This is a genomic window from Streptomyces sp. NPDC014907 (assembly GCF_055562975.1).
Genome location: NZ_JBVHEG010000005.1, coordinates 14,173 through 28,892, shown reverse-complemented (window position 1 = coordinate 28,892; position 14,720 = coordinate 14,173). Strand labels below are relative to the sequence as shown.

General features: G+C 76.3%; 5 protein-coding genes. All 5 read left to right on the top strand.

Going from position 1 to position 14,720, the window contains the following annotated elements; all coding sequences use genetic code 11:
- The first annotated feature begins 16 nt into the window (after nucleotides 1–16).
- On the top strand, nucleotides 17–1,051 hold the full coding sequence (locus ACZ3IL_RS15455) for a TauD/TfdA family dioxygenase (protein WP_467390532.1): 1,035 nt from the start codon (nucleotides 17–19) through the stop codon (nucleotides 1,049–1,051).
- 8 nt (nucleotides 1,052–1,059) lie between these two features.
- Nucleotides 1,060–2,928, top strand: a complete 1,869-nt coding sequence (locus tag ACZ3IL_RS15450) for a non-ribosomal peptide synthetase (protein WP_467390530.1) — start codon at nucleotides 1,060–1,062, stop codon at nucleotides 2,926–2,928.
- A gap of 69 nt (nucleotides 2,929–2,997) precedes the next feature.
- Entirely contained in the window at nucleotides 2,998–6,921 is a 3,924-nt protein-coding gene (locus tag ACZ3IL_RS15445; protein WP_467390528.1) for a condensation domain-containing protein, read from the top strand.
- A gap of 286 nt (nucleotides 6,922–7,207) precedes the next feature.
- Nucleotides 7,208–14,365: an amino acid adenylation domain-containing protein gene (locus ACZ3IL_RS15440; protein ID WP_467390526.1), complete on the top strand. Its 7,158-nt coding sequence runs from the start codon at nucleotides 7,208–7,210 to the stop codon at nucleotides 14,363–14,365.
- The gene (locus tag ACZ3IL_RS15435; protein WP_467390524.1) at nucleotides 14,362–14,577 is read left to right on the top strand and encodes an MbtH family protein; all 216 of its coding nucleotides are present in this window, start codon (nucleotides 14,362–14,364) and stop codon (nucleotides 14,575–14,577) included. Before ACZ3IL_RS15440 ends, ACZ3IL_RS15435 begins: the two co-directional genes overlap by 4 nt.
- Nucleotides 14,578–14,720: the final 143 nt, after the last annotated feature.

Here is a 14,720-nt window from a genome sequence, read left to right as displayed (position 1 = left end):
AGGCGAGGAACCCGCCATGACCACCTTCGTCCCGAGCCCGGCCACCGCCGGCGTCACCGTAGTCCGGGAGCCCGGCAAACCGGCCGTCCTCCACACGCCCGCCTTCGGCACCATGGCCGAGGCCACCGCGTGGCTGTCCGCCCGCCGCCCCGACATCCAGGCCGAACTGCACCGCTCCGGCGCCCTCATGCTGCGCGGGCTGCCCGTGACGGACGCGGCCACCTTCGCCGAGGCGCGGGACGCGCTGATCGCCGAACGCGCCGGGTACAAGGAGAAGGCCACCCCGCGCACCGACTTCGGCGAGGGCGTCTTCTCCTCCACCGACCTGCCCGCCGCCCAGCCGATCCGCCTGCACAACGAGAACAGCTACACCCTCGACTTCCCCGGCGTGCTGCTCTTCGGCTGCGTCACCGCCCCCGAGACCGGCGGCGCGACCACCGTCGGCGACATGCGGCAGGCCCTCGCCCTGCTCCCCCGCGACCTCGTCGACCGGTTCGCCGAAGCCGGCTGGCTGCTCGTGCGCAACTACTCCGACCTGGCGGGCATGCCCTGGCGCAAGGCGTTCTCCTCGGACGAGCCGGCGGGCGCCGAAGCGTACTGCGACGCCCACGCCATCGGCTACGAATGGCTGGACGAGGACACCCTGCGCACCCGCCAGCGCCGCTCCGCGATCATCACCCACCCGGTGACCGGCGAGCGCGTCTGGTTCAACCACTTCGCGTTCTGGAACGCCCGCAGCCTCGACGAGGACGTCCGCGAGGTCCTCACCGACACGTTCGGCGAGGACGGCCTGCCCTTCCAGACCCTCCTGGGCGACGGCACCGCCCTCACCGACGCCGAGGTGGACGCCGTCAACGACGCCTACCAGGCGGTGACCGTGCGGGAGAGCTGGCGGGCCGGCGACCTGATGCTGGTCGACAACATCCTCTGCGCCCACGGCCGCGAGTCGTACACCGGGGACCGCAGCATCCTCGTCGCCATGGGCGAGCCGGTGCCGCTGTCCGCCTGCTCCCCGACCTCCGCCCCCTCCACCGCCCCGTACGGAAGGTGAACCCCGCCGTGACCGCCGTCCTCCCCGAGCGCCCCGCCACCCGGCCCGCCGTCCTCCTCCCGCGCGAGCACGCCGCGGGCGCCTGCCCCTGCGGGGCCTGCGCCGCCGCCGGCACCGGCGCGGCCGACCTGCTGGCCCGGCTCGCCGCCGTCCCCGGCGGCCGTACCGCCGTCGTCGCGGACGACCGCACCCTCACCTTCGACGAACTGCGCGCCGGGGCCACCGCCGTCGCGGCCCGGCTCGCCGCCCTCGGGGCCGGCCCGGAGAGCGTCGTGGCACTCTGCCTGCCGCGCGGCGCCGGCCTCGTCACCGCGCTCATCGGCACCCTCACCGCGGGCGCCGCCTACCTGCCGGTCGACCCCGCGCTGCCCGCCGAGCGCCGCCGCTACCTCGTGGAGGACTCCGGCGCCGACCTGGTGGTGACGGACGGCACGGCCGGCTCCCCGGCCCCCGGCACCCGCGCCGTGACCGTCGCCGAACTGACCGGCGCCGGCGACGGCGCCCCGTACGCGCCCGCCCCGGTCACCCCCGGCACCCTCGCCTACGTCATCTACACCTCCGGCTCCACCGGCCGCCCCAAGGGCGTGGAGATCGGACGCGGCGCCGCGTCCCTGCTGCTGCGGGAGCTCGAAGGGGCGGGCGTCGCCACCGGCGAGGGCCGCCGGGTCGGCTGGAACGCCTCCCCGTCGTTCGACGCGTCCGTACAGCAGTGGGTACGGCTCTGCCGGGGCGACACCCTCGTCATGATCGACGAGGAGACCCGCCGCGACCCGGCGCTCCTCGCCGCACTCGTCGACGAACAGGCCCTCACCGACCTGGACGTCACCCCGTCGCACGCCGACCCGCTGCTCGACCTGCTCACCCCCGGTGGCGGACCGCGCCCGCTGACCCTGCTGGTGGGCGGCGAGGCGATCGGCCCGGCGCTCTGGAACCGCCTGGCCGCCGCCCACGCCTCCGGCCTCCTGAACGCCTTCAACCTGTACGGGCCCACCGAGTGCACCGTCGACGCCACCCTCGCCCGGATCGACCGCCCGGACGAGCCGCACATCGGCGCCGTCCTGCCCGGGCTCCGGATGCGGCTCCTCGACCGGAACCTCGCCCCCGTGGGGGAGGGGGAGGCGGGCGAGCTGTACCTGGCCGGCCCGCGCGTGGGGCGGGGGTACCGGCACCGTCCCGGCCTGACGGCGGAACGCTTCGTCGCCGACCCGTCCGGCGCCCCCGGCGGGCGCATGTACCGCACCGGCGACCGCTGCCGGCTGCTCCCCGGGGGACGGCTCGCCTACCTCGGCCGCGCCGACGGCCAGGTCAAGCTGCGCGGACACCGCGTCGAACTCCCCGAGATCGAGGCCGCCCTCACCCGGCTGGACGGCGTCGCCGAGGCCGCCGTGATCCTCGGCGAGGACGCGGGCGGCACCCCCTGCCTGATCGCCTACCACCGGGGCGGCGACGCCACCGCGCTCCGGGCCGCGCTCACCGCCGCGCTGCCGCCGTACATGGTCCCGTCCGCGTACGTCGCGGTGGACGCGTTCGCCACGACGCCCAGCGGCAAGCTCGACCGGTCTACGCTCCCCACCCGCGCCGGGGCCCCGGCCGGTCCCGCGCCCCGGACCGCCGGGGACGCCGCGGCCGGGACGCCGGGAGGCCCGGCGGAGGAACTGATCGCCCGCGTGTGGACACAGGTCCTGGGCGCCGCGTCGATCGGCCCCGACGACAACTTCTTCAAGCTCGGCGGCCACTCCCTGCTCGCCATCAAACTGGTCTCCCGGGTGCGGGCCGAACTCTCCGTGGCCCTGCCCGTCAAGGCCGTCTACGCCCACCCGCGACTGCGCGACCTCGCCGCCCACATCGAGGAGCTGAGGGCCGCGAAGGACGCCTGACCGCCGCACGCGCCACCGCGGCCCCCGTCCCCGGCCCCGCCCGACCCGTCACCCCGAGGAGCAGCAACCGTGATCCCCCTGTCCTACGCCCAGCGCCGGCTGTGGTTCCTGAGCCGGCTGGAAGGCCCGTCGCCGGCGTACAACGCGCCCGTGGTGCTCCGCCTGGAAGCGATGCCCGACCCGGGGACGCTGGAGGCGGCGGTCCGGGACGTGACGGAGCGGCACGAGGTGCTGCGGACGGTGTACCCGGTACGGGACGGCGAACCGTACCAGCGGATCCTCGACGCGCCCGCGGTGCGGGTCGAGGTCGAACGGGACACGGCCGCCGGGGACGTGCGGGCGCGGGCGACGGCCTTCGCGCGGACGCCGATCGACGTGACCACCGAACCGCCGGTCCGGGCCGGGCTGTTCGGCGTGGAGGATGGAACGGCGGTCCTGGTGCTGCTGATCCACCACATCGCCACGGACGGCTGGTCGGTGGACTGCCTGCTCAGGGACCTGGACCTCGCCTACCGGGCCCGCGCCGGGGGACGCGCCCCGGACTGGGAGCCGCTGCCCGTCCAGTACGCCGACTACGCCCTGTGGCAGCGGGACATGCTCGGGGACCCCGGGGACCCCGGCAGCACCGCGCACGAGCAGCTCGCCTTCTGGCGCGGGGCGCTCGACGGCGTCCCGGTGGAGACGCGGCTGCCCGCCGACCGGCCGAGGCCGTCCGAACCCGGACGGCAGCGGGCCGCGGTGGTGACCCTGGACCTGGACGCCGGAGTCCACGGGGCGCTGACCGGGCTCGCCCGCGCCCGGCGGGCGACGTTCTTCATGGTGGTGCGGGCCGCCCTCTCCCTCGCGCTGCGGGCGGCGGGCGCGGGACCGGACGTCGTGATGGGAACGCCGGTGGCCGGGCGGCCCGAGGAGGCGCTGCACGACCTGGTGGGGTTCTTCGTCAACACGCTGGCCCTGCGGACCGACCTGTCGGGCGATCCCACACCGGCCGAACTGGTGGACCGGGTGCGGGAGGCGGACCTGGCGGCGTTCGCGCACGAGGACCTGCCGTTCGACCTCCTGGTGGAGCACCTGAACCCCGAACGGACCCTCGGCCGGCACCCCTTCTTCCAGGTCGTGGTCGGCACGCGGACCGATCAGGACACCCCGTACGGCCTGGGCGGCATCCCGGCCGTCCTCGACGGCGCCGACCTCGCCGCCGCCAAGTTCGACCTCGGCTTCGACTGCCTGGAACGGTCCGGCCCGGACGGCGGGCCGGCCGGCCTGCGGCTCGGACTGCAGTACGCGACCGACCTGTACGACGAGGAGACCGCGCTCCTCCTCCTCGGCCTGTTCCGGCGGGCGCTGACGGCCCTCGCCGAACTGCCCGCCGACACGCGCCTCGACGCCGCCCGTCTGCTCACCGGCGCGGAGCGCCGGGAACTGGACCGGCGCCACGAGGCCCTGGCGGCGGCCGGACGGCGCCGCGCGGACACCGGGAAGGAGCAGCGCGAGGACGAGCGGGCGCGTACCGCCGCCGACCCCCGCGAGGAGATCCTCCGCGGCCTGTTCGCGGAGGTCCTGGGGCGGGAGGAGGTGCTGCCGGAGGAGAACTTCTTCAAGCTCGGCGGGCACTCCCTGCTCGCGGGCAGGCTCACCAACCGCGTGCGCGGCGCCCTGGGCCTCCAGGCCTCCCTCCGCGACGTCTTCCTCGCCCCGACCCCGCGCCGGCTCCTGCGACGCCTCGGCGAGCGGGGCACCGGACCCGCCCGGCCCGCCCTGCGGCCCGTTCCGGAGGAGGCGCGGCCCGAACGGATACCGCTCTCCTTCGCCCAGCGCCGGCTGTGGTTCCTGAACCGCCTCGAAGGACCGAGCGCCACCTACAACATCCCCCTCGCGATCCGGCTCCGCCGCCCGGTCGACCCGGCCGTGTTCGCCGAGGCCCTCGCGGACGTCACCGCCCGGCACGAGGTGCTGCGCACCGTCTACCGCTCCACCGGCGGCGAACCCCACCAGCACGTCCTCGACGGCGTCGCGCCCGTCCTCGAACAGGTCCGGGCCGACGGCCCGGACGCGCTGCGGGCGGCCGTCGACGAGGCCGCCGGGTACGTCTTCGACCTGGCCGCCGAGATCCCCTTCCGGGCCCGCCTCGTGACCGACGGCGACGGCGGCCAGGTGATGGTGCTGCTCCTGCACCACATCGCGGGCGACGGCTGGTCCACCCCGTGCCTCCTCGCCGACCTCGACACCGCCTACCGGGCCCGCGCCGGGGGACGCGCCCCGGACTGGGAGCCGCTGCCCGTCCAGTACACCGACTACACCCTCTGGCAGCACGTCCTCCTCGACGGCGAGGGCGGCGAGGACAGCGGGGGCGGCGAGGACGGCGGGGGAGACGGAAACGACGGCGGGCGGGGCGGGCGCGGCCTCGCGGGAGCGCAGCTGGCCCACTGGCGCGCCGCCCTCGACGGGATGCCGCCGCTGCTCGCCCTGCCCACCGACCGGCCGCGCCCGGCGGAGAGCGACGGAGCCGGCGCCCTCACCGCCTTCGAGGTGGGCGCCGCCACCCACCGGGCCCTGCTGCGCCACGCCCGGAGCGGCGGCGCCACCCTCTTCATGGTCGTACAGGCCGCCCTCGCCGCCCTCCTCACCCGGCACGGCGCCGGCACCGACATCGCGATCGGCACCACCGTCGCCGGCCGCGCGGACGACGCCCTGCACCCCCTCGTCGGCTTCTTCGTCAACACGCTGGTCCTGCGCACCGACACCTCCGGCGACCCCGCCCTCACCGACCTGACGCACCGCGTCCGCGAGGCGGGACTCGCCGCCTACAGCAACCAGGACCTGCCCTTCGACCGGCTCGTCGAGCACCTGAGCCCGCACCGCTCCGCCGCCCACGCCCCGCTCGTCCAGGTGATGCTCCAGGTCCACGCCGCGGCCACCGGAACGGCCGCCACGGGCACCCCGAACGTCCTGGACGGCGAACCGGTCGCCTTCCGCGCCGCCGGGGCCAAGTCGGACCTCACCTTCGCGCTCACCGAACTGACCGGCGCCGACGGCGCCCCGGCCGGGCTGCGCGGCGTCCTCGAATACGCCACCGCCCTCTACGACGAGGACACCGCCCGCCTCCTGGCCCGGCGCCTCGCCGAGACCCTCGACGCGTTCGCCGCCGACCCCGGGCTCCCGCTGTCCGGGCTGCGGTACGGCCCCGAGGCCCCCGCGGGCCCGGAGACCGTACGGGACGAGAAGGGGCGCCCCGTCCCCGTACGGGTGCCCGGCGAGGTGTACGCCCCGGCCCCCGGCGGCGGTTCGCGGCCCACCGGCCGGCGGGCCTTCCCCGCCGCCGACGGCACCCTGCGCCCCGTCGCCACCCTCACCGCGGGCGGCTACCCGGTGGAGCCCGGCCGCGTCGAGGACGTCCTCACCGCACGGCCCGGCGTGACCGGCGCGTCCGTCGCCGTCCACGACGACCGGCTGTACGCGTACGTCACCCGCGGGCCCGGAGGCCCCGGCGAGGAGGCACTGCGCGACCGGGCCGCCGAACAGCTGCCCGAATACCTGGTCCCCGCCCGCGTCGTCGTCGTGGACCGGCTGCCCGCTCCCGGCGAACACCCCGCCCCCCGCCCCGGGGGAGAGGAACGGGGCGCGGCGGCCCCGGCCGGCCGGGAGGAGGAACTGCTCGCCCTCTTCCGGGACGTCCTCGGCGGCCGGCCCCTCGGCCGGAACGACAACTTCTTCAAGTCCGGCGGCCACTCCCTCCTCGCGGTCAGACTGCTCAACCGGATCCGTGCCGAGTTCGCCCGGGACCTCACCCTGCGGGACGTGTTCCGCAACCCCACCGCGGCCTCCCTCGCCCGGCGCCTGGACGGCGCCGCCGGAACCGGGAGCGGGACCGCCGCCGAGGGAACCTCTTCCGGCAGGGCCGCCCCGTCCGCCCCCGGCGGACCGGCACCCCGCCCGCCGGCCGCCCCGGCGCTGCGCCGCCGCACCAGGGCGGGCGCGCGCCGGGCCCGCTGACGGCCCCGCAGCGGCAGCTCCGGAGGGGCCCGCGCCGGCCCCGCAGCGGCAGCTCCGGAGGGGCCCGCGCCGGGCCCGCAGCGGCAGCTCCGGAGGGCCCCGCACCGGGCCCGCCGACGGCCCCGCCGACGCTTCCGCACCGGCAGCTCCGGACGGCCCCTTCTGCCGCCCGGAGCTGCCGGACCGACTGCCCCGGAAGCGGGGGCGCCGCGCCTAGCGTGGAGGGCACGGAGGCGAGAGGAACCGTTCGCCCCGGTCTCTCGGCCCTTTACCGGAGGAACCCAGCATGCCCCCCAGTGGAACGGACGACCTGCTCGACGGCGGACCCTCTCCCGCCCCCGCCCCGCCCGTGCTCGACCTGATCGCCCATCAGGCGCGCACCCGCCCCGGCGCCCCCGCCCTGGTCCACGCCGGCACCCGGCTGACCTACGCGCAGCTCACCGAGGCCGTGGACGCGAGGGCACGGGAACTCGCCGCCCGGGGCGCGGGCCCCGGCCGCCTCGTCGCCCTGCACCGGCCCCGGGGAGCCGACGCGATCGTCGGACTCCTCGCCGTCCTCAGCACCGGCGCCGCCTACCTGCCCCTCGACGTCCAGGCGCCCGACGCCCGCAACGAGGCCATCCTCAGGGACGCCTGCGGCGACCTGGCCCCCACCCCGGCGGAAGTCGCCCGGCACGGCGAACTCGTCCTCGGCGGACCCGGCACGGAGGCGGGCGCCGCCTACGTCATCTACACCTCCGGGTCCACCGGCACCCCGAACGGCGTCGTCGTCGCCCACGACTCCCTCGCCCACTTCGTCGCCGGAGCGATCCCCGCCTACGGCATCGGCCCCGACTCCCGGGTCCTCCAGTTCAGCCCGCTGCACTTCGACGCCAGCGTCCAGGAGGTCTTCGCGACCCTCGGCGCGGGCGGCACCCTCGTCCTGCGCACCGACGACATGCTGGACGTCGGCGAACTCCTCGCCGGCTGTGAGCGGCACGGCATCACCCTCCTCGACCTGCCCGCCGCCTACTGGCACGAACTCGTCCACGTCCTCACCACCGGCTCCGTCCGCCTCCCGGACCGGCTGCGCACCGTGATCGTCTACGGCGAGGCCGTCCTGCCCGAGCGGATCGCCCAGTGGCGCGGACTCGCCGGCGACCGGATCCGCCTGCTCAACGGCTACGGCCCGACCGAGACCACCGTCGTGGCCACCGTCGCCGACCTCACCCGGCACGAGAGCGGACCGGTCCCCATCGGCCGCCCCCTGCCGGGCGTGCGCGCCGCCGTCGTCGGCGGCGAACTCTGGCTCCTGGGCGGCGGCCTGACCCGGGGCTACCTGCACCGCCCCGAACTGAACGCCCGCCGCTTCACCACGCTGAACGGCGAACGCGCCTACCGCACCGGCGACCTCGTCACCCTCGGCGAGGACCGGCAGATCCTCTACCACGGGCGTCTCGACGACGAGGTGAAGATCGGCGGCCAGCGCATCGACCCCGCCGCGATCGACTCCGTCCTCGCCGGGCACCCCGCCGTCCGCGAGGCCGCCGTCGTCGCCCAGCAGGACGACGACGGGGTCAAGCGGCTGGTCGCCTTCGTCGTCACCGGGGGCGGCACCGGCGCGGAGGAACTGCGCGCCTGGGTGCGGGACCAGATGCCTCCCGCGGCCGTGCCCGCCGTCAGCGTCGTCGTCGCCCTGCCCCGCACCAGCTCCGGAAAGATCGACCGCAAGAGGCTGCGCACCACCGACCCGCGCCTGCCCGTCGTCCACGAGGAACCCCTCCCGGCCGGGGACCGGGTGCCCCTCTCCCACGCCCAGCGACGGCTCTGGCTGGTCAACCAGTTCGACGGCCCGTCCGCCGCCTACAACATGCCGGTCGTCCTCCACCTGGACGCGGCACCCGACCGCACCGCCCTGGCCGCCGCCGTGACCGACCTCGCCGAACGGCACGAGGTGCTGCGCACCGTGTTCCTCGCGCCCGGGGACGAGCCGTACCAGCACGTCCTGCCGCCCGCCACCGTCCGGCTCCGCACCGTCGAGTGCCCCGCGGCCGAACTCCCCGGCCGGGTCGCCGCCTTCACCGCCGAGACCTTCGACCTCTCCCGCGAACTCCCGCTCCGCGTCGCCCTCTTCCTCCCCGACGAGGGGCCCGGCGCCACCCTCGCCGTCCTGCTCCACCACGTCGCCGGCGACGGCTGGTCCCTCACCCCCCTCATGACCGACCTGGCCCGGGCCCACGCCGCCCGCGCCGGGGGCACCGCCCCCGACTGGGAGCCGCTGCCCGTCCAGTACGCCGACTACACCCTCTGGCAGAACGACGTCCTCGGCGCGGAGGACGACTCCGACTCCCTCGTGGCCCGGGGCCTGGCCCACTGGCGGGCCGCCCTCGACGGCCTCCCCGACGCGACCGGCCTGCCGCTCGACCGGCCCCGGCCCGCCGTCCGCGACCACGGCGGCGCCCAGGTGACCACCACCCTCGGACCCGCCGTCCACGCGCGCCTCGCGCGCCTCGCCGAGGAACACGGCGCCAGCCTGCTGATGGTCCTCCAGGGCGCCCTCGCCCTCGCCCTGCGGGCGTCCGGCTCCGGCGACCGCGTCGCCCTCGGCACCCCCGTCGCCGGACGCGACGACGAGGCCCTCGACGACCTGGTCGGCTTCTTCGTCAACACGCTCGTCCTGCCCACCGACACCTCCGGCGACCCCTCCTTCACCGGCCTCCTGCGACGGGTCCGCGACACCGACCTCGCCGCCTTCGCACACCAGGGACTCCCCTTCGACCTCCTCGTCGAACACCTCAACCCGCCCCGCACCCCCGGCGTCCACCCCCTCTTCCAGGTGATGCTCACCCTGCGGACCGGCGGGACCGGCGAGGAGACCTTCCGGTTCGGCGGGGCCGGCGGCCGGTTCGCCGCGGACGGCCCGGCCACCACCAAGTTCGACCTCACCGCGGCCTGCGAGGAGCTCCGCGACGCCGACGGCACCCCCGCCGGGCTGCGGATCGCCCTGGAGTACGCCACGGACGTCCTCGACGAGTCCACCGCCCGGCTCCTCCTCACCGCCCTGGAACGGGCCCTGCGCACCGCCGCCGACCGCCCCGGGGACCGGGTCCGGGACACCGCGCTCGTCACCCCCGCCGACCGGCTCGCCCTCGACGGGCGGCGCGCCCGCGCCGCCGAGACCGTGCGGGAGGAGGCCCGGTCCGCCGCGCGCACCGCCGAGGAGCCGCCCCCGGCCCACGTCGACGCCCTCCGCGCGCTCTTCGCCGAAGTCCTCGGCCTGGACCACGTGGGCCCGCACGAGGGGTTCTTCACCATCGGCGGCCACTCCATGAGCGGCGTGCGCCTCGCCAACCGCGTCCGCGCCCGCCTCGGCGCCGACGTCCAGGTCCGCGACCTCCTCCTCGCCCCCACGCCCGACGCGCTCGCCCGCCGCATCGCCGCCCGGCAGGCCGACGGCGCGGGCCCCGCCGGGACCGCCCGGCCCCGGCCCGTCCCGCGCCCGGACCGGCCCGCGCGCCTCCCCCTCTCGTACGCCCAGCGCCGGCTGTGGTTCGTCGACGCCCTCGAAGGCCCCGGCGCCTCCTACAACATCCCCCTCGTCCTGCGGCCGGCCACCCCCCTCGACCCGGACGTCCTCGCCCGCGCCCTCACCGACCTCTCCGACCGCCACGAAGTGCTCCGCACCCGCTACCGGACCGTCGACGGCGAACCCCACCAGGAGGTCCTCACCGGCGTCCGCCCCCCGCTCGACGTACGGACCGTCCCCGCCGCACGACTCCCCGAAGCCGTCGCCGAGGCCGCCGGGCACGTTTTCGACCTGGCCGGGGACACCCCGCTGCGGGCCACGCTCCTCCTGCCCGACGGCCGGGGGGAACGGCCCGGCGACAACGGCCAGGTCCTCGTCGTCCTCGTCCACCACATCGCCGCCGACGGCTGGTCCACCGGACCGCTGCTCGCCGACCTCACCACCGCCTGCCTCGCCCGCGCCGCGGGCCGCGCCCCCGACTGGGAGCCGCTGCCCCTCCAGTACGCCGACTACACCCTCTGGCAGCGGGACCTGACCGGCGGACCGGCCGCCCGGACCCATCTGGAGTTCTGGGAGAAGACCCTGGCCGGGGCACCGCCCGTGCTCGAACTGCCCTGCGCCCGGCCCCGCCCCGCCGAGGCCTCCCACCGCGGCGGACACGCCCCCGTCACCGTCGACCCCGCCACCCACCGCGCCCTGGAGACCCTGGCCCGGAACACCGGCACCACCCTCCTCATGGTCCTCCAGGCCGCCCTGGCCGCCGTCCTCACCCGGCACGGCGCCGGCACCGACCTGCCCCTCGCCACCATGACCGCCGGACGCGACGACGAGGACCTCGGCGACCTGATCGGCTTCTTCGTCAACACCCTGGTGCTGCGCACCGACACCTCCGGCGACCCCACCTTCGCCGAACTCCTCGAACGGGTCCGGCGGACCGACCTCGCCGCCTACGCCCACCAGGAACTCCCCTTCGACCGCGTGGTCGAACACCTCAACCCCGCCCGCACCACCGCCCACCACCCGCTGGCCCAGATCGTCGTCCAGCTCCACCACGACTACACCCGCGACGCGCCCGGCACGGCCGCCGCGCGGAGCCTCTTCCGCGAGGACGGGCCCGCCCTCCTCGACACCGTCTCCACCAAGTTCGACCTGACCTTCGCCCTCACGGAGCGGAGGGACGCGGAAGGAGGCCCCGGCGGCCTGACCGGCGGCCTGGAGTACGCCACGGACCTGTTCGACGCCCCCACCGCCGCCCTGCTCGCCGGCCACCTCGACCGGACCCTGCGCGCCGCCGCGGCCGATCCCGGCACGCGGATCGGGGACATCGCCCCGCTCACCGGCGCCGACCGGTTCCTGCTCACCGGCGAGTACAACGACACCGCCACCGTGCCGCCCGCCGGCCCCGGCACCGTCCACGAGCGGATCGCCCGCCGGGCCGCCCGCACCCCCGGCGCCCCCGCGCTGATCACCGACGACGAGACCGTCACGTACGGCGAACTCGACGCCCGCGCCGATGCGCTCGCCGCCCGCCTCCGCGCCGCCGGAGCGCGCCGCGGCGACACCGTGGGCGTCCTCCTCGGCCGGGGGACGTCCCTGGTGGTGACGGCGCTCGCCGTCCTCAAGTGCGGCGCCGCTTATCTCCCACTGGACCCCCGCCTCCCCGGGGCCAGGCTCCGCCTGATGACCGAGCACGCCGGCGCCCGCCTCGTGGCGACCGACACGGCGCACGCCACCGCCCTCCCGGACGGCCTCCCCGCCTCCGTGCTCACCGTCGACGCGCCCGCCGGGCACGACGAGGCACCGGGGGAGGAGGAGCCCGGAGCCGCCCGCGCCACCGGCGACGACCTGATGTACGTGATGTTCACCTCCGGCTCGACCGGCCGGCCCAAGGGAGTCGGCGTCACCCACCGCAACGTCCTCGAACTCGCCGCCGACCGCGACCTCGCCAGGGGCGGAACCCGGCGGATGCTGGTGCACTCCGCGACCGGCTTCGACGCCTCCGTCTTCGAGACCTGGGTGCCGCTGCTCGGCGGCGGCAGCCTCGTGATCACCGCCGGCGACGGCACCGACCTCACCGAGACCGCCCGCGCGGTCCACCGGCACGGCGTCACCGGCGCCTACTTCACCACGGGCCTGTTCCACGTCATGGCCGACGAGGGCCTGGACACCCTGCGCTCCCTGCGCGAAGTGTGGACCGGCGGGGACGCCGTCTCCCCGGCCGCCGTCCAGCGGGTCCTCACCCACTGCCCCGACACCGTCCTCGTCCACTCCTACGGCCCCACCGAGACCACCTTCGCCTCCCACAACCAGTGGTTCACCACCGGGCAGCGCACCCTGCGGGGCGCCGGCGTCCACCTCGGCCGGCCGATGGACAACACCCGCAGCCACGTCCTCGACGACGCGCTGCGGCCCGTACCGCCCGGCGTCCCCGGGGAGCTGTACATCGCCGGCACGCACGTGGCCCGCGGCTACGTCGGCCGGCCCGGCACGACCGCCGAACGCTTCGTCCCTGACCCCTTCGAGAACGACGGCAGCCGGATGTACCGCACCGGCGACCGCGTCCTGTGGACCCCCGGCGGCGAACTCCGCTTCCTCGGCCGCGCGGACGGCCAGATCAAACTGCGCGGCGTACGGATCGAACCCGGCGAGGTCGAGCGGGCGCTCGCCGAGCACCCCGCCGTCGGCCAGGCCCTCGCCGTGGTCCGCGAGGACCGGCCCGGGGAGAAGACCCTCGTCGGCTACGCCGTCCCCCGCGCCGGCGGCTCCGTCACCGGGGCCGAACTGCTCGCCGCGGCCCGCGCGACGCTCCCCGAACACCTCGTGCCCTCCGCGGTCGTCGTCCTCGACGCCCTCCCGCTGACCGTCAACGGCAAACCGGACCGCGCCGCGCTGCCCGCCCCGCACCGGCCCTCCCCGGCCGGGGGCGGACGGCGGCCCCGCAACGCCCGCGAGGAGGTGCTGTGCGCCCTGTTCGCCGAGATCCTCGACGTGCCCCGGGTCGGCATCGACGACAACTTCTTCTCCCTGGGCGGCCACTCCCTGCTCGGCGTCCGCCTGGTCAACCGCATGCGCGGCGTCCTCGGCGTGGAGCGCACCGTCCGCGACCTCTTCCGCCTGCCCACCCCCGCCGGCCTCCTCGGCGAACACGGGGACGGGGACGACGGCGCCGCGGCCCTGGGCGTCCTGCTGCCGCTCAGCACCAGGGGCACCCGCCCCCCGCTGTTCTGCGTCCACCCCGGCACCGGCGTCGGCTGGGCCTACGCGGGCCTCGCCCGCCACTTCGGCGACGACCAGCCCCTGTACGCGCTCCAGGCCCGCTCCCTGAGCGACCCCGGCCACCGGCCGCGCAGCGTGGAGGAGATGGCCGACGACTACCTGGAGCTGATCCGCCGCGTCCGGCCCCGGGGCCCCTACCGGCTGCTCGGCTGGTCCTACGGCGGCCTCGTCGCCCACACCATGGCGGTCCGGCTCCACGAGGCCGGCGAACACGTCGAACTCCTCGGGATGATGGACGTCCACCGGACCGGGCCCGGCAGCGTCTCCGTACTGCCGCCGGAGGAGAGGACGGCGGCGCCCTCCGGGGACCCCGCCGGGGAGATGGCGCGAATCCGCCGCGAGGACCCCGTCCTCGCCGGCTTCTCCGACGAGGAGCTGCGGGCGGTGCTCCAGGCCTCCGAGACCCACGCCGGACTCATGGCCCGGCACGTGCCCGGCGTCGCCGACACCGACGTGCTGTTCTTCACCGCCCGCAGACCGGGGGAACCGGAAGGGGCCCTCGCCGCCACCTGGATTCCCTTCACCCGGGGGATCGTCGACAATCACACCGTTGAATGCGGCCATCTCGAAATGGCCGAACCGAAGCCACTCGCACACATCGGAAGAATCCTCTCGGAGAAACTCTCCGCCCTGCAGAAGAAAGAAACGAGGAGCCAGTCATGAGTGATTCCGTCAACCCGTTCGACAACGCCGAGGGAACCTTCCACGTCGTCGTGAACGACGAGGGCCAGCACTCCCTGTGGCCGGCCTTCGCGGACGTCCCCGGAGGCTGGACCAGCGTCCACGGCCCCGCCGGCCGGGACGAGGCCCTGGAGTACATCACCGCCCACTGGACCGACATCCGGCCGCGCAGCCTCGTCGCCCAGTACGCCTGACGCCCCTGCCGGAAAGACCCGGAAAGGCGCCGCGCCCCGCGTCCCACGCGAGGCACGGCGCCTTTCGCTTTCTCTGGCGAGGACCCCCGGGTCGCAATGCGGAAACGAAAGTGCCGGTCCTTGCTGCCGCTTCCACTTCCCCT